This is a genomic window from Bacillus stercoris (assembly GCF_029772985.1).
Taxonomy (GTDB): domain Bacteria; phylum Bacillota; class Bacilli; order Bacillales; family Bacillaceae; genus Bacillus; species Bacillus stercoris.
In genome coordinates, this window is record NZ_CP121861.1 from 493,388 (window position 1) to 515,271 (window position 21,884).

23 protein-coding genes are annotated in these 21,884 nt (G+C 45.4%); 9 read left to right on the forward strand and 14 right to left on the reverse strand.

Annotation, left to right across the window (positions count from 1 at the left end; translation table 11 throughout):
- Positions 1-28: 28 nt before the first annotated feature.
- Positions 29-2,104 (reverse strand): transglycosylase domain-containing protein, encoded by a 2,076-nt coding sequence (locus tag QA442_RS02575; protein WP_095432271.1) that lies wholly within the window; start codon positions 2,102-2,104, stop codon positions 29-31.
- Between the two features lie 201 nt (positions 2,105-2,305).
- On the opposite strand from QA442_RS02575, the gene speE reads away from it, so the two are divergent.
- The gene (gene speE, locus QA442_RS02580; RefSeq protein ID WP_003227543.1) at positions 2,306-3,136 is read left to right on the forward strand and encodes a spermidine synthase; all 831 of its coding nucleotides are present in this window, start codon (positions 2,306-2,308) and stop codon (positions 3,134-3,136) included.
- Between the two features lie 60 nt (positions 3,137-3,196).
- On the forward strand, positions 3,197-4,069 hold the full coding sequence (gene speB / locus QA442_RS02585; RefSeq protein ID WP_095432270.1) for an agmatinase: 873 nt from the start codon (positions 3,197-3,199) through the stop codon (positions 4,067-4,069).
- A 31-nt stretch (positions 4,070-4,100) separates the two neighbouring features.
- Here the strand turns inward: speB and QA442_RS02590 are convergent, their stop codons facing one another.
- The 3 genes from QA442_RS02590 to QA442_RS02600 all read right to left on the reverse strand — a co-directional run bounded on the left by QA442_RS02590 (position 4,101) and on the right by QA442_RS02600 (position 5,920).
- Positions 4,101-4,574 carry a YbaK/EbsC family protein gene (locus QA442_RS02590; RefSeq protein ID WP_095432269.1) on the reverse strand — a complete coding sequence of 158 codons (474 nt, stop codon included), beginning with the start codon at positions 4,572-4,574 and terminating at the stop codon, positions 4,101-4,103.
- 97 nt (positions 4,575-4,671) lie between these two features.
- Positions 4,672-4,791 (reverse strand): PhrC/PhrF family phosphatase-inhibitory pheromone, encoded by a 120-nt coding sequence (locus tag QA442_RS02595; protein WP_014665774.1) that lies wholly within the window; start codon positions 4,789-4,791, stop codon positions 4,672-4,674.
- The gene (locus QA442_RS02600; RefSeq protein WP_095432268.1) at positions 4,775-5,920 is read right to left on the reverse strand and encodes a response regulator aspartate phosphatase; all 1,146 of its coding nucleotides are present in this window, start codon (positions 5,918-5,920) and stop codon (positions 4,775-4,777) included. The genes QA442_RS02595 and QA442_RS02600 overlap by 17 nt, the downstream gene beginning before the upstream one ends.
- Positions 5,921-6,149: 229 nt before the next feature.
- Between QA442_RS02600 and QA442_RS02605 the strand changes: the two genes are divergently transcribed.
- Entirely contained in the window at positions 6,150-7,505 is a 1,356-nt protein-coding gene (locus QA442_RS02605; protein WP_095432266.1) for a YncE family protein, read from the forward strand.
- A gap of 39 nt (positions 7,506-7,544) precedes the next feature.
- Positions 7,545-8,921: a YncE family protein gene (locus QA442_RS02610; RefSeq protein ID WP_095432265.1), complete on the forward strand. Its 1,377-nt coding sequence runs from the start codon at positions 7,545-7,547 to the stop codon at positions 8,919-8,921.
- 5 nt (positions 8,922-8,926) lie between these two features.
- Here QA442_RS02610 and QA442_RS02615 read toward each other — a convergent pair whose 3' ends face one another.
- From QA442_RS02615 to sboA, 9 genes are read right to left on the reverse strand one after another with little or no spacing between them, the layout of a single operon-like run.
- Positions 8,927-9,628 carry a bacteriocin biosynthesis protein AlbG gene (locus QA442_RS02615; RefSeq protein ID WP_095432264.1) on the reverse strand — a complete coding sequence of 234 codons (702 nt, stop codon included), beginning with the start codon at positions 9,626-9,628 and terminating at the stop codon, positions 8,927-8,929.
- Positions 9,625-10,905, reverse strand: a complete 1,281-nt coding sequence (locus QA442_RS02620) for a M16 family metallopeptidase (RefSeq protein ID WP_095432263.1) — start codon at positions 10,903-10,905, stop codon at positions 9,625-9,627. The genes QA442_RS02615 and QA442_RS02620 overlap by 4 nt, the downstream gene beginning before the upstream one ends.
- A gap of 4 nt (positions 10,906-10,909) precedes the next feature.
- Entirely contained in the window at positions 10,910-12,070 is a 1,161-nt protein-coding gene (gene albE, locus QA442_RS02625) for an antilisterial bacteriocin subtilosin biosynthesis protein AlbE (protein ID WP_095432279.1), read from the reverse strand.
- Positions 12,060-13,370 (reverse strand): bacteriocin biosynthesis protein AlbD, encoded by a 1,311-nt coding sequence (locus tag QA442_RS02630; RefSeq protein ID WP_095432262.1) that lies wholly within the window; start codon positions 13,368-13,370, stop codon positions 12,060-12,062. Before QA442_RS02630 ends, albE begins: the two co-directional genes overlap by 11 nt.
- Positions 13,363-14,082 (reverse strand): ATP-binding cassette domain-containing protein, encoded by a 720-nt coding sequence (locus QA442_RS02635; RefSeq protein ID WP_040081524.1) that lies wholly within the window; start codon positions 14,080-14,082, stop codon positions 13,363-13,365. The genes QA442_RS02630 and QA442_RS02635 overlap by 8 nt, the downstream gene beginning before the upstream one ends.
- Positions 14,079-14,240: an antilisterial bacteriocin subtilosin biosynthesis protein AlbB gene (albB, locus tag QA442_RS02640; RefSeq protein WP_003222006.1), complete on the reverse strand. Its 162-nt coding sequence runs from the start codon at positions 14,238-14,240 to the stop codon at positions 14,079-14,081. The genes QA442_RS02635 and albB overlap by 4 nt, the downstream gene beginning before the upstream one ends.
- Before the next feature lie 12 nt (positions 14,241-14,252).
- Entirely contained in the window at positions 14,253-15,599 is a 1,347-nt protein-coding gene (gene albA, locus QA442_RS02645) for a subtilosin maturase AlbA (protein ID WP_095432261.1), read from the reverse strand.
- A 24-nt stretch (positions 15,600-15,623) separates the two neighbouring features.
- The gene (locus QA442_RS02650; RefSeq protein ID WP_095432260.1) at positions 15,624-15,776 is read right to left on the reverse strand and encodes a bacteriocin biosynthesis protein; all 153 of its coding nucleotides are present in this window, start codon (positions 15,774-15,776) and stop codon (positions 15,624-15,626) included.
- Positions 15,733-15,864 carry a subtilosin A gene (gene sboA / locus QA442_RS02655; protein ID WP_003222002.1) on the reverse strand — a complete coding sequence of 44 codons (132 nt, stop codon included), beginning with the start codon at positions 15,862-15,864 and terminating at the stop codon, positions 15,733-15,735. The genes QA442_RS02650 and sboA overlap by 44 nt, the downstream gene beginning before the upstream one ends.
- Before the next feature lie 311 nt (positions 15,865-16,175).
- On the opposite strand from sboA, the gene QA442_RS02660 reads away from it, so the two are divergent.
- The 4 genes from QA442_RS02660 (at position 16,176) to fnr (ending at position 20,408) form a co-directional block, all read left to right on the forward strand.
- A complete protein-coding gene (locus QA442_RS02660; protein WP_040081525.1) occupies positions 16,176-16,604 on the forward strand; it encodes a YwiB family protein in 429 nt (142 codons plus the stop codon).
- On the forward strand, positions 16,601-18,271 hold the full coding sequence (gene argS / locus QA442_RS02665) for an arginine--tRNA ligase (RefSeq protein WP_095432259.1): 1,671 nt from the start codon (positions 16,601-16,603) through the stop codon (positions 18,269-18,271). Before QA442_RS02660 ends, argS begins: the two co-directional genes overlap by 4 nt.
- 134 nt (positions 18,272-18,405) lie before the next feature.
- The gene (gene narK, locus QA442_RS02670; protein ID WP_095432258.1) at positions 18,406-19,593 is read left to right on the forward strand and encodes a nitrate transporter NarK; all 1,188 of its coding nucleotides are present in this window, start codon (positions 18,406-18,408) and stop codon (positions 19,591-19,593) included.
- 98 nt (positions 19,594-19,691) lie between these two features.
- The gene (fnr, locus tag QA442_RS02675; RefSeq protein WP_014665760.1) at positions 19,692-20,408 is read left to right on the forward strand and encodes a fumarate/nitrate reduction transcriptional regulator Fnr; all 717 of its coding nucleotides are present in this window, start codon (positions 19,692-19,694) and stop codon (positions 20,406-20,408) included.
- Between the two features lie 31 nt (positions 20,409-20,439).
- Here fnr and QA442_RS02680 read toward each other — a convergent pair whose 3' ends face one another.
- A complete protein-coding gene (locus QA442_RS02680; RefSeq protein ID WP_095432257.1) occupies positions 20,440-21,159 on the reverse strand; it encodes a YwiC-like family protein in 720 nt (239 codons plus the stop codon).
- A 147-nt stretch (positions 21,160-21,306) separates the two neighbouring features.
- On the opposite strand from QA442_RS02680, the gene arfM reads away from it, so the two are divergent.
- On the forward strand, positions 21,307-21,783 hold the full coding sequence (arfM, locus tag QA442_RS02685; RefSeq protein WP_095432256.1) for a Crp/Fnr family transcriptional regulator ArfM: 477 nt from the start codon (positions 21,307-21,309) through the stop codon (positions 21,781-21,783).
- Positions 21,784-21,884 lie beyond the last annotated feature (101 nt).

Consider the following 21,884-nt stretch of genomic DNA (forward strand, 5'->3'; position numbering starts at 1 on the left):
ACCCGGCCTCCGAGAAGCCGGGTTATTTTCAATGATTTCGCCCCAGCCATTTGTCCCACCATTTTTTCTCGGAAGCGGGCTTTTCTTTGGCTGGAAGCCGGTCTTTTGTTTGTTTTGCGGGTTCTGCCCCGTAGCACACGTTTGATGGTTCTGTGCCTTTCACAAAATATGTGTAATGCTTTGCGGCGCAGCCGGGACCTGATGAGTAGCCTGTCTTTGGATCAATGTACACGCCGGTTACGCCTTTTGGCGGCTTGAACGCGGTTTCCGGATCGCCCTTGAGCGCGTTCTCCATGAAGTCCGCCCAAATGGTTTTAGCATAGCTTTTTTCTTCGACCGAGTCGATGGTGCTGTTTTTGTCATAACCAGTCCAAACACCCGCGGCCAGCTTCGGATTGAAGCCGATCATCCAGCTGTCTGCGCTGGTGGTTCCTGATTTTCCGGCATACGTTCTTGTCAGGCGGTTGGCTATCGTTCGTCCGGTTACCGATGTATATCCGTTTAAATCGGTATCAAACATGCCTGTCATCATACTCGCCGTGACAAAAGCGGCTTTTTCATCAAGAACTTGTTTATGCTGACCCGGGTTTTCGTACAGCACATGGCCCGCCGCGTCCGTAACTCGCGAAATAAAAGTCGGTTCGATTTTCTTTCCGCCGTTTGCGAGCATGGCATAGGCGTTGACCATCTCAATCGGGCGTACGGGTTCAGTGCCGAGTGCCAGGGACGGCAGTGCTTGAAGATGGGCGGTAATGCCGAATTCCTTTGCGGCCTTTACGAGTTTGTTCGTGCCGAGAAAAAGATGCGTTTTCACAGCGTAAATGTTGTCGGAAAGCGCCAGCGCCTGCAGAAGCGTAATCGGCTTGTTGGCGTAGTATCCGTTATAGTTGCTTGGTGAATAGGTTTCTCCCTTTGCATCAATTTGAAACTCGGTTTCTTCGCTTTTCATCAAAGTGACTGGCGTAAATCCGCTTTGAATCGCTTTATAGTACAGCAATGGCTTGATCGTCGAAGCAGGCTGGCGCTTCGCCTGTGTCGTCCGGTCAAACGGGCTTTTTTGATAATCCCTGCCGCCGACAAGGGCGAGAACGTTTCCGGTGCGGGGATCAATGGCTGAAAACCCGACTTGAATGTCAGAGCCCGCGTTAACCGTTTTGGTAATGGTCTCCTCGGCGATGCGCTGCATCCGTTTATCCACCGTTGTATAGACGTTTAACCCGCTCGTTTCAATTTGCTCCCGCGTCATGCCAAGCTTTTTCTCCAGTTCTCTCATCGCATTGTCATAGAAATAAGGGGCCTTTCTCTTGGAAACTTGTTTATTCAAAGGCTGATAGGAAAGAGGTTCCTTGATCAGTTCATCCGCTTTCTTTTGGCTGATCATCTGCTGCTTTTCCATCATCCGCACAATCGTTTTCTGGCGTTCCTTGGCTTTCGTCTCATTGACATACGGTGAATAGCCGGAAGGGCCTTTCGGGATTCCTGCCAAAAGCGCTGCCTCCGCATCCGTCAGGTTTTTGGCATGCTTGCCGAAATACAGGCGGGAAGCGGCTTCAATGCCGTAGGCGCCATGGCCGTAGTAAATCGTATTTAAATAGCCTTCTAATATCTCGTCCTTAGAATAGTTTTGTTCCAGACGGATCGTGTAGAACGCCTCATTCCATTTCCGTTTCCACGTTTTGTCGTGTTCAAGGTATAAGTTTCTCGCATATTGCTGGGTGATGGTGCTTGCACCCTGAACCTTGGCAAATGCTTTCAGATCAGCAAGCGCCGCGCCTGCCATGCGTTTATAATCAAAGCCGTGATGATCGTAGAAATTCTGGTCTTCAATCGACACTGTCGCTTTTACGATCGTCGGATTCATGTCCTTTAAGGGGACCCAATAGCGCTTTTCGCCGTAGTTCGTTTCCCCGAGCTTTGATCCGTCACTCGCATACAAAATCGTGGATTGCGGCACCTGCACCGAGGGAGCGCCCTGGTATTTGGCTATCAAAATGACAGTCATAAACACGGCCGCTGCCGCAAAGGCCGCAAAAGCCCCTAAAAAGATAAAGGCGCGAACGGTTTTCAGCGTCAGTCTCAGCCGTTTATTTGTCATTGCATCCACAACGGGTTCCCCCTTTTTTTATGTTTCTACTATTATGAGGAAAAAAGATCGTTTTTAAACATTGCTGAACAGGACGCATCTTTACTTTTTTCCCGCCATCCTCTATACTTTTTCCTTAGGTGAAAATGAGATTTCAACCGAGAATAAAAGCTGATTAGACGCTTACAATAAATGAATACAGCCTGGAAAGGGAGATGACAATTGAGCGAACTTTGGTACACAGAGAAGCAGACGAAAAACTTTGGCATTACGATGAAGGTTAACAAAACGTTACATACAGAACAAACGGAGTTTCAGCATTTAGAAATGGTGGAAACAGAAGAGTTCGGCAACATGCTGTTTTTGGACGGCATGGTGATGACATCTGAAAAAGACGAATTCGTTTATCATGAAATGGTGGCGCATGTGCCATTATTTACGCACCCAAATCCGGAGCACGTTCTGGTAGTCGGCGGCGGTGACGGCGGCGTTATCAGAGAAATCCTGAAGCATCCAAGTGTGAAAAAAGCGACACTTGTAGATATTGACGGCAAGGTGATCGAATACTCTAAAAAGTTCCTTCCTTCTATCGCAGGCAAACTGGATGATCCGCGCGTTGACGTGCAGGTAGATGACGGATTTATGCACATTGCGAAATCTGAAAATCAATACGACGTCATCATGGTAGATTCAACTGAACCAGTCGGACCGGCTGTAAACCTGTTTACAAAAGGATTCTACGCAGGAATCGCGAAAGCGCTGAAAGAAGACGGCATTTTTGTCGCACAGACGGACAACCCATGGTTTACACCGGAATTAATCACAAATGTACAGCGCGACGTGAAGGAAATCTTCCCGATTACGAAGCTGTATACGGCGAACATTCCGACATATCCAAGCGGTTTGTGGACATTTACAATCGGCTCGAAAAAATATGATCCGCTTGCAGTGGAAGACAGCCGTTTCTTCGATATTGAGACAAAATATTACACAAAAGATATTCATAAAGCGGCATTTGTTCTGCCGAAATTTGTGAGTGATCTGATTAAATAATGATGGTATGGCGCAGGAGCGAATCTTGCGCTTTTTTACAGGAAAGCGAGGGTATTATAGATGAGATTTGATGAAGCTTATTCAGGAAAAGTATTTATCGCGAGCCGTCCCGAGTGGGAAGAGGCGGACGCCATTCTTTACGGCATGCCAATGGACTGGACAGTCAGCTATCGCCCGGGCTCACGCTTTGGCCCAAGCAGAATCCGTGAGGTATCAATCGGCCTTGAAGAATACAGCCCATATTTAGATCGTGATCTGGCTGATTTGAACTTTTTTGACGCCGGCGACATTCCGCTGCCGTTCGGTAATCCGCAGCGAAGCTTGGATATGATTGAAGAGTACGTGGACAGCATTTTAGAAAAAGGGAAGTTCCCAATGGGTATGGGCGGGGAGCACCTCGTGTCATGGCCTGTCATTAAAGCGATGTACAAGAAATACCCAGATCTTGCGATTATCCATTTTGATGCACATACAGATCTTCGCGTTGATTATGAGGGAGAGCCGCTTTCTCACTCTACGCCGATCCGCAAAGCGGCAGAATTGATCGGACCGCACAATGTGTATTCATTCGGAATCCGTTCCGGCATGAAGGAAGAGTTTGAATGGGCGAAGGAAAACGGCATGCACATCTCAAAATTTGAAGTGCTTGAACCGCTGAAAGAAGTGCTTCCGAAGCTCGCGGGCCGTCCGGTTTATGTCACAATCGACATTGACGTATTAGACCCTGCCCACGCACCAGGAACAGGAACGGTTGACGCCGGCGGCATCACGTCTAAAGAACTGCTTGCATCCGTCCATGAAATCGCGCTTTCAGAGGTAAATGTAAAGGGCGCTGACTTAGTGGAAGTCGCACCGGTTTATGACCACTCAGAGCAAACGGCAAACACAGCCAGCAAAATCATCCGTGAGATGCTGCTTGGGTTTGTGAAATAGGTAAACATCCAGACGATGTCTGGATGTTTTTTTATTCCCAGCCTTTACAAACATCGATCCATGCTTTTGAGAAAGAAAATTCGGATAATTCTTTAGGCGTTAATTCAATAGCGGAGTTTCTGCTGCCGCAAGCCGGGAAAACAGTCTCAAACCGTTTCAGCGATACATCTAGATAAACCTCAAGATCATAAGCCAACCCAAACGGGCAAACACCTCCAATTTCATGGCCTGTCTGCTCCAGCACCTCATCAGGAGAGAGCATTCTTGCTTTAAAGCCAAATGTTTGCCTGAACGTTTTGTTGTCGATCTTGGCATCTCCGGCTGCCACAATCAGAATCGCCTGATCTCCTTCCCCTCTGAAGGACAGGGTCTTGGCGATTCTAGCCGGGCTCACGCCGATCGTCTCAGCTGCTTGTTCAACTGTCGCGCTCGACGTTTCGAACTCCATCACATCATTTTCTCGATACCACTGTGTAAAGTGGGTTTTCACACTTTCCAGAGACATACTGTATTGCCACCTCTTCAAGATTATTGAAAGAATCATAGCATGGATTGGGAGGATGGGTAAAGAGGGGACAAAAAAACCGCCGGTGGACGGCGGTTTAGATCATGGCGCGCTGCGCAACATCAAAATGTTCTGTTGATGAATTTGATACTTCGACTGTGATAAATACAGCACTCACAGCTAAACAAGCGAGTAATAATTTATACTTCCATTTCATATAAATTCACCCCCCCTTGAATGTGCTGCCTTGCTTCTTCAACCTTTAAAAAGTAATGAGATGCTTTTTTGTAATTTTCCTGTTGATGATAATATTTAGCAACATCAAGTGCGAAGTCCTCGATATCTGCATACATCATTTTACCTTCAAGAAAAACAAAACATTTTTCTATCCGTTCCTCATCCGGTCCAGACAAGTATAAAGATTCCAAAAATTCAAACTCCGTTAGATACACGGTATCTCCCGCGGCTGCAGAATACTCCTTTCCTTTTTTATGATATTCACAGGCGTTATCAATCTTACCTAATTTAAAATAAATTTGTGTAATTAGGAAAAAAGCTTGTGGCAGTGAAGGGAGCATTTTAGATCCTTCAAATACTTGAATAGATTTTTTTACATACTCTATCGCTGATTCAAAACTGTTTTGGTTTTGCTTGCAGAGTGCTATGTTATAAAGAGTTCTTCCCATTAATTGCGGCTGCTGCTCTGCTTTTGCAAGTGTAAAGGCTTTTTGAAAATGGGTAATTGCTTTTTCGTATTGTTTTAAATCCAAAAAGTTGGCTCCGAATAAGGACTGACATTGAATCATTCTGATATCATATGTAGTCTGTTCACTGTATATTTCGAATGCTTGACGTGCATAGTCCATGGAGACATAAGTTTGTTTCATATAATAATAGACTTCTGACATTTTGAAAAAGAATTCCGCTTTATCGATTTTGTCTTTCACAAAAACCAGCTTGCTCTCAGCTTTTTTAAAGAATTGAATGGCTAATACATATTCACGGCGATCCAGCTCATACATGCCTCTGAAGAAATTAAAATAGTACTCAAGCAGACCAGTTAAACGAGCCTGTTTTTTATCAATCTCAAGCAGTAGATCAGACAGTCTCGGCTGTTCCTCAATCCTCATTTTTTCTAACGGTTCAAGGTACTCAAGCATCAGGTTGTGCCGGAATTCCATCAGTGAATAGTACAAATGAAGGTCTTGGTCTTCTTCCATTTGATCCAGCTCTTGCTTGATTTCTCGTCGCAAATATTCTGCATCGGGTATGCTGAATCGGCGTATGTACATATACCATTCGTTAATCTTTTCTCCGATGGAAGAAGAAGATATGACACCTGTCACGTTTGCAAATCCCTCCCTTCATTATTCTATATATGTCATATTTTATCATCTTCATTCTTGTGAGAAGCGCAAAAAAACCGCAATGTTTTCTTTCGTTACACCGCATATCAGAGGGAATTTTTTCAAAAAACCGCTTTTACCCTCGGCAATTTGTACAAGCAAACAGATTCACCTTCCATATTCTGTTATATCTGCGTGAGCAGTGTATGTCTGAAAAGGAAGTGAAGGTATGAGAAAAAACAAGCTTTCCTTTAAAGAAAAAGCAGAAGCCGCACAAGAAGAATGTTTATGTTTTTGTGAGGAAGAAGCAAGCCGCGAGGCCATGTTTCAAGCACCGATTGAATTACCTGAAGGGTTTGTCGTTGATCCGGCTGAAGCTGTTGCAAGTGTCACGTGGAATGCAGACAGCCTTTCCTGTGTCAGTGAACGATGCTTAATTCAAACGGGGCCTGAGCCTGATGAGATCGGTGTTCAATTTGCAGTGCGCCTGCAGGGAACCGTTACGCTTCTTGTCAGTGTCTCACCTGTGCGAAATCAATATGGACAAGGGGATGGGGCTGTTTCCGTCATTCACAATGCAGAGATCGATCAAGTCGTCTATTATTCCGATGAACCGGAAGATTGCCCGGATATCAGTGACATCACGATCGAAAACCTTGTTGTTGTTCCGCCCTTTTACGGCAGTCCTTTATCGGTGACGGGGACGATTGTGCTTGTACCCGAGCCGGAGCCTGTTTATGCGTTTACAGCGAATCCAAATGATCAATCAGTTTCTGTGATTGATACAAACACTCATGCCGTTGTGACAACGATTGCTCTTCCATATAGGCCGACAGATATTGAAGTGACCCCGGATAAAAGCGCTGTGTTTGTTTTGCACTTCAACAACAATGTGATTTCTGTCATCGATTATGACACATTAACAGTGACAGCATCCATAATGCTGGATCAGCCGCCTCGATCGATCAAATTTATCCCTAATCATGAGTTTGCTTATGTTTTCGCCGGTACAGCAATTTATGTGATTGGAATTGATACGCTGGCTGTTGATAGGTCGATTCCTGTAGAAGGGTTTGATGTTGCAATCGACCCCAATGGGTTATTCGCCTATGTTCTTAATTTTGGTTTAGTGCAAAAAGTGGACCTATTCACTGGTGAAGTCATAGGAACGATTGAACGAGATCTCATCGTATCATCCATAGAAACAGATTCTCTGGAGAGGTATGCGTATGTGTTAGAACAAGAATTCTTATTCAATTATTTGACGGTTATTGATCTAAATACGTTTACGATCAGCATTACCCAAGAACTGGAGCCTGACGGCCAATATGCAATGTTTACGAGTGGATCAGAGGTGTATTTACATGACAGCTTCACTGGCAATTTGTATTCTGTCAGTCCGAATGGAGCAGGCGTTATAGGAAATGTTCCGCAATCGGCAAGAGACTTTGCGTTTACTCCGAATGGCGAATTTCTGTATGCAACCCATTTTTTAGAGCAGAACATCACTGTTTACAACACGGGTGATTATTCTGTGGAAACTATCATATCTCTTGGGGTTTCACCGGGAGCTATTGCGATCTAATCAACTGAATGCTGTGCATTTCTAAAAGGACGTGAAATCATGAAAAAGAATGATCTTTCTGCTTTACAGGAAAATTGTTTCTGTTTTTGTGATGAGGAAATCGGCCGGGAAGTGCCGTTTCAAGTGCCTATAGATATCCCTGAGGGCTTTAAGGTTGATTCGGCTGAAGCGTCAGCGGCTGTTACATGGAGTACAGACAATTTGTCCTGCACCAGTGAGCCTTGCTTAATCAAGACTGGGCCTGAAACAGAAGATATCGGTGTTCGATATGCTGTGAGAGTACAAGGGACCGTTACTCTTCTTGTCAGTGTGTCGCCTGTGCGAAATCAATATGGACAAGGCAATGGGGCGGTTTCTGTGATTCATTCTGAAGAGATTGACCAAGTTGTTTATTATGCAGCGCAGGCTGGCCGCTGTCCTGATTTTAGTCAAATAACAGTGGAAGACCTTCTCATTGTACCGCCTTTCTACGGCAGTCCGCTTACGGTGACCGGTACACTTGTTTTACCGCCATCACCAGACCCTCAATCATATGTGTTTACTGCTAATACTGGAGACAGCACGGTTTCGGTTATTGATGCAGATTTAAACACGGTAGTAAAAACAATCCCTTTTTCTGACGTGCCAACTAATCTAGGCGTTACTTTCGATAAAGCATTCACGTATGTCCTCCATGGGAATACCAACCTTGTCTCAGTGATTGATAATAAAACATTGAGTATCATAAATACCATTACTGTTGGAGGAGGGCCGAGAAAGATCGAATTTGATTCAACAGATGAGTTCGCGTACGTGATGGCCGCCGGATCTATATATATGATTAACATAGCCTCTCAATCGGTCATTGATGTCATTCCGATACCCGGCGCGTTAGACTTTGCTCTTGATCCGGATGGACAGTATGTCTATACCGCTAATGCAATCAGTTGGTCGGTTGATAAATATGATGTAAGTACAGGTCAGTTGGCAGAAAGTATCATCGATTCATTTGAATTCCCCAGTTTAATTGCAACTCCTTACGCTGGAAATTTTGCGTACGTGTTGAATGGTGAGCTGTGGCCGAAAGGTGTAACGGAGATCAGTCTGTCACCATTAAGCAGGGGAAGCGAATTTAACCGTTTATTTGAAACTCTGAGAACGATTGTATTTTCTTTAGACAGCACTAGAGCTTATTTTCTAGAGCCTTATAGTGAACCGTTTCTCATAAAAAACTTATCCGTAGTTAATACGGCTAGACAGAGAATCATTGCAAACGTGTCTCTGCCCGGCGCCTTTGACCTCACCGTAACGCCGGACAATCAGTATATTTATGCGGCACAGCCCAACGACAATGCTGTGACCGTGTACCGCACGAGCGATTATACAGCTGTGACGGTGATTCCGGTTGGCGCGGGTCCGTCTGCGATTGCAATGTAGAAGCTTTATAGTTTGAAAGAAGCGGGGCGGCGATCAGAGATGTGCTTATATATTGATGATCCGATCTGCTGGATCGCCGCTACGATGATCAGAAACAGCAGTTCACTTATAGTGAAACTGAGCATCCACCATATCCCGGCTGCTGCAAGCGCTCCCGCAAGCACTTTTCTGAATAGGCTGGCGTGCTGCAAAAGCTGCAGCAAATACGTTCGCATGCAAAACAATAAATACAAGATCAGTAACAGCGCAAGCCCCATTGAAACGGCAGGGGGCGTGTAAAGGCGGAAAGGGACGGCTTTGACGATTTCGAACATGCAGCCGAATATGACGACTTGGCTTAATACAGCAGCCATCACGTATGTTTGGCGGACGTTTTTATAGCTGTCACGCAGCGATTTGACGTCTTCTGCATAGCGGCTGCACAGGTTGTGTTGCTGAAAGTCACAGCAGCTTTGATGAGAGTGTGTGAGTTTCTGAAAAGCTGCTGTCATGTTTTTCACGGATTGGGTGACATAGTGAAGATAGAGAAAAGCAGGCAGCATCAGGACGGCGGCGGTACAAGCCAGCAGTCCGAGCCGCACGGCATCACTGTTGATCATCTGTACATATTGGGCGGCGGATTCGGCGGCGGCCTGAACCCAGCCGAAGGAATAAGCCGCCATACCGACAAGCAGCAATAACAAGGTAAAGACAGTGCTTTTTCTCATTGTTTGATCGCCTCTTTCTGGGAAACATGAATGATCGCTTTGTTAGAAGATGCCAATGCATCAATGAGAGACAAGAAAATCTGCGTATCCATATCTTGAATGATGTGGTACATGTCAAGAAACGAGCAATCGTTCCTGTCACACTCGGCCGCCCATTCGAAGCATTTACGCACATAATCGCTGTCATAAATGATCGCGTCCGTCAAAGAGTCCTTGCCGTATTGAAGCCAGGACGCAACCTGCTCTTTCTGCTGCGTGACGTAGTATGATGCGACATCAATATAAGCTGAAGAATGGGTCCCTTGACTGTGAAGGATCAAGAAACCGCCATCCTCATATATATGTGTATCGGCTGACAAGCGATCGATTTCTAGGCGATACGTTTGCTGAATTTCTTGAAAAAACGGTGAATCTAATTGAAATAGAATACGAGACGCGATATCCCAATAAAGCTTTACGGTCAACAGATCGTTTTGCACGGGAAGTGCGCCGATCTGTAAACCGGTCCATGTATCTTCTATCCGCTCCTCATCACCCAGCACCATTTTTTGTGAAAGGGGTGGAGGGCACGCCGGGATGATTTTCTTTTTAGCTTGATCATGCGGACGCTTCTGCAGCTGAAGGTGAGGAGGTAAAAGCATTTCCGTATCTTCTGAACCCCCAATCAAAAACAGCGTCATCCGATGGGCTTTGTAGGCGGCTTTGTAGGCTTTTTGTAAATCACCGATGCTCAGCGCGTTAATATCCTCGATTCTGCCTGCGGGGAAAACGGCTGCAGGTGAGGCGGGAGAAAGCATGCTGATCAGCTGATAATGATATGAGAGCTGATGGTTAAGGTGTGCTGTTTGAATTTCGCTTGTAATCACAGCTTTTTCCTGAGCGACAATCTTTTTGTTAAATGAGTGGTTCCATAAAGCATCGAGCAGGATGGGGATCGTTTGTCTGAGCCGATCCGGTAATGAGGTAAACATGAAATTGGTATCGGTGTAGGTAGTGAATGCGTTTAAAAGCGCGCCATGCGCAAAAAAATCATTGTACAGGTTGCGGCCGTTATGCCAGAAGAGAAGATGCTCTAAAAAATGCGCTGTGCCATACGGAAGCAGTGTATCACCGGATTCTGCACGTATACATACATCCCGGCTGCCAAAGTCGATTTTCACATTGCACAGCCGCAGGTGGGCGCGGGGGAATTTCAATCTGAATATTTTCAGCCCGCTGTCTGTGTATTTGATATCGGTTCGTTCATCCAGCTGTTGAAAAAAGGCTTTCTTTTCCATCTCTTCATCCCCTTACTACATGAGCTCCGATATAATTGATAGTCGCTATGAATTGCAATACATCACGGCACGTTACCGCTGAGATGCCATCCAGCAAGGCTTCTTTCGTGCAGGAGAAGCGGCGCAGAATCCCCATATAGGCCAACAGACCTTCGGGAGAATCGAATTGCAGCAGCATTTCATTCCGTAAAAATTGCTTTGCCTGTTCCAGTTCCCGCTCATTCGTTTGAAAAGCTGAGACAGCTTCCAAAACGCGCGGGGGAATGTTTTTCTCATGAAGCTGATCTGTACATATTGAAACAAGCAGCAAATTGTTCATGACATCGTAACGGGTGATAACGTGATAGACTGCCAGATCCTTCTCTCTGAAGTGCTTGAATAAAGCGGAATGGCCGTACTTTCCCAGTAATCCGTCTATTAGCTGTATTTTGATATAATCTCTGGCATCTTTCATCTCTCCGCAGTCAAATCCGAGTGTCAAGACGGAAGGGCCTGCAGCGCTGCGTGTCTCTGTTTCAAAAACATGCCGGTTTACGGGTATTCTTCCGGACGTTACAGCGGACGTTTGCGGGGCATGTCCCCGAACATCACATGCTTGTACTTGTCCCAATATGTTCAGCTGTTTTTGTTGGGACATTAAATCAACGATAAAGTCCGTTGCGTCGAGAAACCGTTTTGGATGAATCGCCTTTATCCTGTCTCTCCGGCCGAACATGCCTGTGCCGTACATCGGGTTTCCGAAGACCTCCTCAGCCAAGCGCGCTGCCGAGTAGGAGAAGGGATCAGCGAATTTCTTTTCGATTTTCAGCAGCAGCTCATTCCGTGCTTTTTCAACGGCTTCGGGTGAAAGGGAGGAAGGGAAAGACATGTCTGCAAAAGTTTTCATTAGGGCGTCAACATGAAGATTCCCGTTATACAATGGGTGAATCAAACGGGTCCCGCAGGTTTTCAGCTGCTGATCAAAAAAGAGATTCGCCGAGTACATGAAACGGCTGCCGGCAGCATAACCGAAAGCGTCAATGATTTGCTCCTTCAGGTATGCGGCGGCGCCATAAAAATAAATTGTTTCTTCCTCAGGTTCCGCCGCGCTTTCGATCGGTTTCAGAAAGCTCGCGGCGATTGAAATAGTTGAAAATTGATGAGTCTTCAGCAGGTTAACTTCCAAGCCGTTCTCTTTTGCTTGTATCAAAGAAACCACCATCCTGTTTTTGCAGGTAATAGACTATGATCAGACCGGCTATCGGAACGACCGCCAGGGAGACAGCGGTGCCGGCTAATGTGGCTAAGAATAGGGGGAGACAAAACAGATAAGACCGATATTTTGAGAAACCGCTCCATAGCTGCTGCTCCGTCTGCCAGCTGAAGAAGGGCCGTTTTTCATCCGCGGTTAACCTGATAAACGCTCCCGCCAGCAGCAACTCAATGCACTGCAAAAAAGTGAGAGCTGAAATCGGACGGCCGCTGATGAAACCCACAATGATCGCGACAAGGAGAAATCCGCCTGCCAATAGACCGGCATAAAAGCGATATTTCGCCCAAAACATTGTTTTCCGCTTGATCGGAAGCGTGATAAGCAGCATCCGGTCGTTTTTTTCAATCGAATACAAAAGAGCGATCGGTGAGCTGATGAGCAAAAGCGCGGAAATCACGATATAAATCACTTGTTGATTGAAGATGCCGGTGTTCATCATCTGGAACGAAAAGAATCCGCTGAACGCCGCCATGACCGCGTAATTTAACAGCATCGCTTTAGAAGAGATAAATCGGTTCCATTCTCTTTTGTAAAACGAAAATTCAGATCGCCGCATAAATGAATGCAACTTGCTCTGCTGCGGAGGCGCCTGCAGAAAGACAGGAAAGTCAATGGCCACTGCCCACAGGATATGAACCGCGCAAAGCGGAATCGTGGCGGCCGGCATAAAAGCGACGCTGAGGCATACACAGGCGAATATCGCCGCATGCAGCAGAAACATCCAGTTCTTCTTTTTGGCGAAATAGTTGCTTAGCACAACTCCGAAAATAATGGAGTAAACGGTAAAAAACGAAAATCTGCCGAGCCAAATCAATGTTTGTGCCCCTGACAGCGTTCCGTTTCCAAATAAGAACAGCGGTAAAATGAAAAAGAATAATGTTCTTCTCAAACAAGTGTCGACAAAGAGAACGACACTCTGGGCAACCCAAAAGCTCCGTGAAGAAATCGGCAGCAGGCAGCTCAGCTTCATATAAGATTCCTTCCATTGAGATGTCACAGAAAGAAACACCATATACGCATTCATCAAGAGAAGTGCGAGTATGATATACGTTTTCCCTAACACCGATTCGTTAATGCCAGCCTGTCGGATCAGCCCGATTTCAAAGATGGCCAGAATGACAAGGCCTGCGGCAATGCGGATGGCATCCTTTTTCCCTTGCCGGCTGTAAAGCTGTTTGAACAGCAAAGACATGATGGGGATTATGCTATTCATGGCCGATCACCTCAAAAAATTCCCGCCGCAGATCGGTCTCCTCTCCAATCGGAATGACCTTTTGGATCTGTTTGTTGTGAAGAATGGCCGCATAATCACAAAATCTTTGCACGACATCGAGCAGATGAGAAGAGAACAAAATGGTTCCGCCTGCCTCACAGTACTCGCGCATTTTCTCATAAAAGACCTCTATCGATTCCACATCCAAACCGACGAGCGGCTCATCCAAAATAAACAGGGGGGCGCGCAGCAATAAGCCTGTCATCAACACAACCTTTTGCCTGTTCCCCAAGGACAGCTCTGAAATTCTCCTGTTGATGTATTTTGAAAAATGAAAGGCCTCGGCCAAACCGGCAAACTGCTGCTCTGAAAAATCCTTTTGGTAAAGCGAATGGACGAAAGACACATAGTCCTTCGCCGTAATTTCTGTAAACAGCAGCGGATAATCGGCGGCGAAGTAACGGTGAATCTTCAGCTGATCTGATGTTTTCTGAGGCATGCCGGCCTCCGCTTCAATTCCGCACAGCGTAAAGCGCCCGCTGAAATTGCGATTCACGCCTGTCAGCGTATTAATCAGTGTCGTTTTTCCGGCGCCGTTTACCCCAAGCAGGCCGTAAACGGCGCCTTTTTCTAAATGTAAATCCACTTGTTCTAAGATGACGTTGTCCCGTTCATACCAAACGGATACATCGTGTATATCCAAAATGCTCATCGCGAGTCAGCCTTCCGCGCGCGCATCCCGAATAGAATGGCAATGGCAATGAAAATCAGCGTAAACAGATAATCGCTTTTGACAAAATAGACGACTGCGCCGATGACAAAGATAAATGAAAGGATATACAGTAAAATTCTTCTTTGTGCTGGTGACAAATCGTTTCCCTCCTAAATAAGCTGGACCACGTCTTCTAATTGTTCGTTTTTCGCCCAAGAGCAAATGTTTTTCCGGTGATATTTGTTAGAGTTCAGCCCTTTTAAGTAACAGCCTCCGCAATAGCCGCTGAACGGGCATTTGTCTTTCATGCAATGCTCGCTGAACCGCGGCGCCTGCGCTTGCCACAGTTTATGGACGAGAGGGGAGTTAAAGATGCTTTCATAGGAATCATGAAAAATATTTCCCAATGAAAATTCCTTTGGAAAGAGGGCGCACGGACGTACTTCGCCGAACGGGCTGATCACAATGGACTTCCAGCCAGCGCCGCAATTTGCCGCGCGTTTTCTCTCATAGGGAATAATCGGAATTAAATCTTTAAACTCATCAATCACATTTTGCTCGTATTCCATAAACTTGCGGTGCTGCTCGACGTCTTTCGTTGGATGGACAATATCCCTGCCTCTTCCGAAATCATCAACCCAATTGTAAGAGAACGCCTTCGCTCCAAGATCCCGAACTTTTTGGGCCATATCGTGGATTTCCCACATGTTTTTTTCGAAGACGGACATGGCGACTCTGACAAATATACCGTGGTCACTCAACAATTTTATCGTTTTACAAGTTTGGGCAAAAGAGCCTTTTCTCCCTCTAAAGGAGTCATGAACCTCGGAATTGACACTATCAAGAGAAATGCCGACGATGATTTTTTGCTTGTACGTTTTCAAAAGCTCCAGGCTCTCTTTTCGCATGAGTGTTCCGTTTGTTAAGACAGCGACTTTCTTGAACTTTTTACACACATAGTCAAGAATCTCATTGGCGTTTGGATGGACAAAAATTTCCCCGCCCGTGATTTCGCATGTCAATACACCGTTATCAAACAGCATATCAGCCGTTTTTTTGAATTGCTCAATCGACACGGTGCCGAGCGCTTCAGGCGAGCTTTCCAAATAACAGTGGGCGCATTTCAAATTACAGCGGTGCGTCAGCTCAAATGTGGCGTGGAGCGGCATTGGAAATTCATTGCTTCCGCTCGTGGTGATTGTATGGCGTTTGGCCCGGTTGCCAAGCTGGATGACCTGCTTGTTTTGGAGCATGTTGAGCATGTCGTAATACCAGTCTTTATGGTCTTCGGGAGATTCGTCATACACGGCACATTGCTCAGCTAAAATCTGTTCAGCTGTTTTTTGGCCATCCATGCGCATGCAAAGCTCGTAAGCCGTTTTGTTGAGGTCCAAGTACTCAAAGTCAGAAATGGAGACATTATCGCGCAAGTAGTCGATTTCTAACACGCCACCCTCAGGAAGCTGGTGAACTCTTACACTTTCATTAATAAATGGATACATCTGCTCTTTAAACAAAATACCATCCCCTATATCTATGATTCAAATGAAAAATGATTGTGTATGTATATACAAGAGGTAGAATATAGTTAAAAATTGTAATTTACTTAAAAAGGGCATAGTAGAAAGACTATGCCCTTTTTGGAGAACCTTATCCCCATAGACCGAATAGGCCTGTTGCACCGGCAATTTCAAAATCAGGGATTGGGCCGTCCACTAAACAAGCGGCTCCGATCGAGCATGTTGCACAACCTTTGTTTTCTACAATGACAGCTTTTTTCATAATTGAATCCTCCCTTTTTTTGTTTTTCTAGCAGATCTATGTTGTACTTTTATCTTAAAACTATCAAATTACTAATTCAATACATATATTTTGAAAAAAATGTGAAATGGAAATGATAGATTTCGGAAAAATGTAACATTTCCTAAAGGTAATTAGTGATATGATTTTCTCTTCTATTAAGGAAATGCTTTTTATGAGGTTTATCTTCAAATCTGATGAGCAATGATGGTAAGATAGAAGCAGTTGAAGTTTACAAACCGAATGATTATACTATTCAAGTCAAAGTGGAATGATGAAAAGGACGTGTCAGAATGAAGCAAGAGACACCGATAACACTCCATGTGAAGTCTGTGATTGAGGATGACGGAAACCAAGAGGTCATCGAATTCCGCACCACCGGATTTTACTATGTAAAACAAAATAAAGTGTATCTATCTTATTATGAAGAACACGACTTAGGCAAAGTCAAAACGATTGTGAAAGTAAGCGAAGGCGAAGTCCTGGTCATGAGGTCAGGCGCTGTCAAAATGAATCAGCGTTTCGTAACGGGAGCTTCCACAATTGCTAAATATAAAATGTCATTTGGTGAGCTTGAGCTGAAAACAAGCACAAAATCGATTCAATCTGATCTCGGTGAAGAAAATGGCCGTATCAGCATCGCATATGACATGCATGTCGGAGACGAGCAGGAGCATTTACATAATATGACGATCACGTATGAGGGAGGAACTCACGCATGAACATTGCGGAACAAATGAAGGACGTGCTGAAAGAAGAAATCAAAGCGGCCGTTCTGAAAGCGGGACTGGCTGAAGAAAGCCAGCTTCCTAATGTCGTTTTAGAAACACCGAAAGATAAAACACACGGCGATTACTCTACAAATATGGCGATGCAGCTGGCGAGAGTCGCAAAAAAAGCGCCGCGCCAAATCGCTGAAGAGATTGTCGCTCATTTTGATAAAGGAAAGGCTTCGATTGAAAAACTGGATATCGCCGGCCCGGGTTTTATCAATTTCTATATGAACAATCAATATTTAACAAAGCTGATTCCGTCTGTACTGGAAGCAGGGGAAGCATACGGGGAAACGAACATCGGAAACGGTGAACGAGTTCAGGTCGAATTCGTATCAGCGAATCCGACGGGAGACCTTCACCTCGGGCATGCACGCGGTGCGGCTGTCGGTGACTCCTTGTGCAACGTGCTTTCAAAAGCGGGTTACGATGTAAGCCGCGAATACTACATTAACGATGCGGGAAACCAAATCAACAATCTGGCGCTTTCTGTTGAAGTCCGTTACTTTGAAGCGCTCGGCTTGGAAAAACCGATGCCGGAGGACGGCTACCGCGGCGAGGATATTATTGCGATCGGAAAGCGTCTCGCTGAGGAATACGGCGATCGTTTCGTTAACGAAGAGGAAAGTGAACGCCTCGCGTTTTTCCGTGAATATGGCCTGAAATATGAGCTAGAAAAGCTGCGCAAGGACTTGGAAAACTTCCGTGTGCCGTTTGATGTGTGGTATTCCGAAACGTCTCTGTACCAAAACGGAAAAATCGATAAGGCGCTTGAAGCGATCCGCGAAAAAGGCCATGTCTATGAAGAAGACGGCGCGACTTGGTTCCGCTCTACGACGTTTGGCGATGATAAAGACCGCGTATTGATCAAGAAGGACGGCACGTACACGTACCTGCTTCCTGATATCGCGTACCATAAGGACAAGCTTGACCGCGGCTTTGATAAGCTGATCAACGTTTGGGGCGCCGATCACCACGGCTACATCCCGCGCATGAAAGCGGCAATCGAAGCGCTGGGCTATGAAAAAGGAACGCTTGAAGTAGAAATCATTCAGCTCGTTCACCTTTACAAAAACGGCGAGAAAATGAAAATGAGCAAACGGACCGGTAAAGCCGTAACGATGCGTGATTTGATTGAAGAAGTAGGCTTGGATGCCGTGCGCTACTTCTTTGCGATGCGCAGTGCGGACACACATATGGATTTTGACTTAGATCTTGCTGTATCAACATCTAACGAAAACCCTGTGTATTATGCACAATATGCGCATGCCCGTATTTGCAGCATGCTTCGCCAAGGGGAGGAGCAGGGACTTACACCTGCGGCAGACCTTGATTTCAGCCATATCCAATCAGAAAAAGAATATGATCTGCTGAAAACGATCGGCGGCTTCCCAGAGGCAGTTGCGGAAGCAGCAGAAAAACGAATTCCGCACCGTGTCACAAACTATATTTATGACCTGGCTTCCGCTCTGCACAGCTTCTACAACGCAGAGAAAGTCATCGATCCTGAAAATGAAGAGAAAAGCCGCGCGCGCCTGGCTTTAATGAAGGCAACGCAAATTACGCTGAACAACGCGCTTCAGCTGATTGGCGTATCGGCTCCGGAAAAAATGTAATGATGATCAAAGGACAAAGTCTTCGGGCTTTGTCCTTTTTTTATGAGGAAAACGTGTGATGTATTTCACAATCCTGTTTGCCGAGTTTTTGTATGATAAGACTGATTATTGAATCATTGAAAGGGGCAAGCCAAATGATCAACCGTCAACACATTCAATTATCGTTACAGTCATTAAGCTTGGTGGCAGGGTTTATGGTTTGGGTGCTGATTTCATCACTCATTTCCCAAATCACATTAGATATTCATTTAAGCAAGGGCGAGATTTCTTTGGTGACGGCGATACCTGTGATCCTCGGGTCGCTTCTCCGCATTCCTTTAGGGTATTTAACGAACAGGTTTGGCGCGCGGCTGATGTTTATGATCAGCTTTATCTTGCTTTTGTTTCCTGTATTTTGGATCAGTATTGCGGGTTCTTTGTTTGATTTAATCGCAGGCGGCTTTTTCTTAGGGATCGGGGGAGCGGTATTCTCCATTGGGGTGACCTCTCTTCCGAAATATTATCCGAAGGAAAAGCACGGTGTCGTCAATGGGATTTACGGTGCAGGAAATATCGGGACAGCCGTTACGACATTTGCGGCGCCGGTTATTGCTCAAGCCGTCGGTTGGAAAGCAACCGTGCAGATGTACCTGGTTTTGCTGGCTGTCTTTGCCTTACTGCATGTTTTATTCGGCGACAGGCATGAGAAGAAGGTCAAGGTTTCTGTAAAGACTCAAATCAAAGCCGTTTACCGAAATCATGTCCTGTGGTTTCTGAGCCTGTTTTATTTTATTACGTTTGGTGCCTTTGTCGCCTTCACCATCTATTTGCCGAACTTTCTGGTGGAGCACTTTGGACTGAGTCCGGCGGATGCCGGTTTGCGGACGGCTGGCTTTATTGCGGTCTCTACGCTGCTCAGGCCTGCGGGCGGATTCCTGGCTGATAAAATAAGCCCGCTCCGCATCTTGATGCTCGTTTTTGCGGGGCTTACATTATCAGGCATTATCTTATCGTTCTCGCCGACTATCGGCCTTTATACGTTTGGGTCATTAACTGTAGCAGTTTGTTCAGGCATAGGGAACGGGACGGTTTTTAAACTGGTGCCTTTCTATTTTTCGAAGCAAGCGGGAATTGCCAATGGGATTGTGTCTGCAATGGGCGGATTAGGCGGTTTTTTTCCTCCGCTGATATTGGCGAGTGTGTTTCAGGCAACAGGCCAATATGCGATCGGATTTATGGCGCTTTCAGAGGTGGCGTTAGCCAGCTTTGTCCTTGTGATCTGGATGTATTGGCAGGAAAGAATGAAAATGCACACGGAGAGAAACAGTCAGAGCATCAACTAACACTGGAGCATTCACAAGATTGTTAGTTTTTTCTCGATGGGTACAAATCAATTCACGTTACAATAAACACACAACGTGACTTTCTTCGAGGTGAGCTCATGAATTTTCTCTCTGTTCGACCATCTGATAGCGATCTTATATCCAGTGATCTGCATGAATTGCTGGAATCGATCAGCACGAAAAGAAAAATGGAAAAACACACGTATTTGTTTCGAGAAGGAATGGATGCAGAAGAGCTTTATCTGATTCAATCAGGACTCATTGAAATCGGCAAGCTGACATCTGACGGAAAAGACCTGACGCTTAGAATCTGCCAAAAAAACGATATCGTCGGTGAATTAACACTTTTCACTGAAGAACCGAGGTATATGCTCAGTGCAAAAGTGCTAGAGGATGGCGAGGTGCTCGTCATTAATAAAAATAAGCTGGAAAAAGAATTAATCCAAAACGGCGCTTTGACATTTGAGTTCATGAAATGGATGAGCACCCATCTCCGGAAAATTCAGTCCAAAATCAGGGATCTGCTTCTTCACGGCAAAAAGGGTGCGCTCTATTCCACCCTGATCCGCTTATCAAACAGCTACGGAGTGGAGCGAAGCGACGGCATTCTGATTAACATTGTCCTGACAAATCAGGATTTGGCAAAGTTTTGCGCGGCTGCAAGGGAAAGCGTCAACCGCATGCTCGGAGATCTCCGCAAACAAGGGGTTATTTCGATAGACGAATCTGGAAAAATTATTTTGCACAAGCGGGACTATTTGCGATGTGAAATTGAGTGTGAAAATTGTCCGCTGGAGATTTGCAATATTGACTGAAAAAAACAAGGACAGCGGTGTCCTTGTTTTTTTACCTTGTCATAAAGAAGCACATGACGGCAAAAAAGAAGCAGGCATTCACGATTTCCAGAATGCCAATCGTTTTCGCGGGCCAATCCCTGCCATGAAAAAACCATGCCCGCAAGCTGCTTGGGATAAAAGCGAGAAACGCCCATCCTGCTCCGAAAAGAGCGGATAAAAAGGGGAGCAGCAGGTGATATCCCCATGACCAGTATGCAAATGCCCTGTTTTTTCTCTCGCGGATCACCGATTTCACATAAAAGGAACTCCCGATAAAAAATAAAGCAGACTGCAAGAAAATAAACCAAGCCCCGCCGTCAAGGGTTCCCATCCCCAGCCAGCAGCTTGCAAGACCTCCCGAACAAAAGAACAAAACACCCGCAACATCATTCAATAGGGCTCGTTCATTTTTTCGGCGGGCAAAATACATATGGATGAGAAACAGCGGCAGTAAAGAAACGCCTACCCAGATGAGAGGCAGCTTATGAAAGACCGAGATCATCAAAAAGCAGCAGGCGGGAAAACCGTAATAACACATCCACTTTTGATATGGTTTGATTTGTTTCTTTTTTAAGGCAAGTGTAACGGGATAAACGGCTAAGTATAGGAAAAGCCAGCCAAGGAAGAGCGGGATATGCCAGATAACGGGGCCTCCCTTGACTATGCCTAGTAAAAATGGGATCAGCAGCATCGCCCATGCGCCGTGCTGCTTCGGAATCAGCGCTTTCATCGAAACCCTCCTTTTTTCTTTCATTATAAATGCAGTCACCCTCCTGATAAGTGACATTCATCATACAGGCTGTGAAATACATCACTGCTGTACAGGCTCAGTCGAGCTACACTAAAGCTATCCTTAGCACAGGAAGGAGGCTTTCTTATGAATCAGTGTGACTATTTATTATTTCTGAAACAATTTCCCATGTTTAATGAAGTGCCTCTATCTATTGTCGAAACCTTGCTGAAAAACGGCACGTTTATCAGCGGCCCATGTGATCAAACTCCATCCTTTCTTCATTCACAATCTGTTTATATTGTATTAAAAGGCAGTGTCCGTTTTATGGACACCAGGCTCCCTGAAGGGTCGAAAACCGTTGCGCTGTGGGAAAAAGGCGATGTGTTTCCGATTGATGAAAAAGGCGGGCTTTATTTATCGCCTTTTATCTCAGTCAATGCCACTTCAGACATTCTGATTCTCAATATCCCTTATTACGTATTTAAAAAAATGATGTCTTACAATCCGCAGCTGCAAATGAACTTTTTGGCCATGCTTCAGCAAAATGTTTTTTGTTCCTATCAGTTATTTTTGCGGTATTTGCATACATCACAAGACGAAAATGCTGAGCCCGGTTCTTAAATAGAGCCGGGTTTTTTGATCTTTGAATGAAAAGGCGGCTCATGATCAGGCGTCCTGCAAACGCGGCCTTCCTCACATCCTGTGAAAATCCTTCCTTCTCC

Coding starts and splice junctions, on each gene's coding strand:
- QA442_RS02680 (WP_095432257.1), bottom strand. CDS start 21,159: ATGAAAGCGCTGATTCCGAAGCAGCACGGCGCATGGGCGATGCTGCTG.
- sboA (WP_003222002.1), bottom strand. CDS start 15,864: ATGAAAAAAGCTGTCATTGTAGAAAACAAAGGTTGTGCAACATGCTCG.
- QA442_RS02615 (WP_095432264.1), bottom strand. CDS start 9,628: ATGAGAAAAAGCACTGTCTTTACCTTGTTATTGCTGCTTGTCGGTATG.
- fnr (WP_014665760.1), top strand. CDS start 19,692: ATGAATTTTCTCTCTGTTCGACCATCTGATAGCGATCTTATATCCAGT.
- QA442_RS02590 (WP_095432269.1), bottom strand. CDS start 4,574: ATGTCTCTGGAAAGTGTGAAAACCCACTTTACACAGTGGTATCGAGAA.
- arfM (WP_095432256.1), top strand. CDS start 21,307: ATGAATCAGTGTGACTATTTATTATTTCTGAAACAATTTCCCATGTTT.
- argS (WP_095432259.1), top strand. CDS start 16,601: ATGAACATTGCGGAACAAATGAAGGACGTGCTGAAAGAAGAAATCAAA.
- narK (WP_095432258.1), top strand. CDS start 18,406: ATGATCAACCGTCAACACATTCAATTATCGTTACAGTCATTAAGCTTG.
- QA442_RS02610 (WP_095432265.1), top strand. CDS start 7,545: ATGAAAAAGAATGATCTTTCTGCTTTACAGGAAAATTGTTTCTGTTTT.
- QA442_RS02635 (WP_040081524.1), bottom strand. CDS start 14,082: ATGAGCATTTTGGATATACACGATGTATCCGTTTGGTATGAACGGGAC.
- speB (WP_095432270.1), top strand. CDS start 3,197: ATGAGATTTGATGAAGCTTATTCAGGAAAAGTATTTATCGCGAGCCGT.
- QA442_RS02595 (WP_014665774.1), bottom strand. CDS start 4,791: ATGAAATGGAAGTATAAATTATTACTCGCTTGTTTAGCTGTGAGTGCT.
- QA442_RS02660 (WP_040081525.1), top strand. CDS start 16,176: ATGAAGCAAGAGACACCGATAACACTCCATGTGAAGTCTGTGATTGAG.
- QA442_RS02620 (WP_095432263.1), bottom strand. CDS start 10,905: ATGGAAAAGAAAGCCTTTTTTCAACAGCTGGATGAACGAACCGATATC.
- QA442_RS02605 (WP_095432266.1), top strand. CDS start 6,150: ATGAGAAAAAACAAGCTTTCCTTTAAAGAAAAAGCAGAAGCCGCACAA.
- QA442_RS02630 (WP_095432262.1), bottom strand. CDS start 13,370: ATGAATAGCATAATCCCCATCATGTCTTTGCTGTTCAAACAGCTTTAC.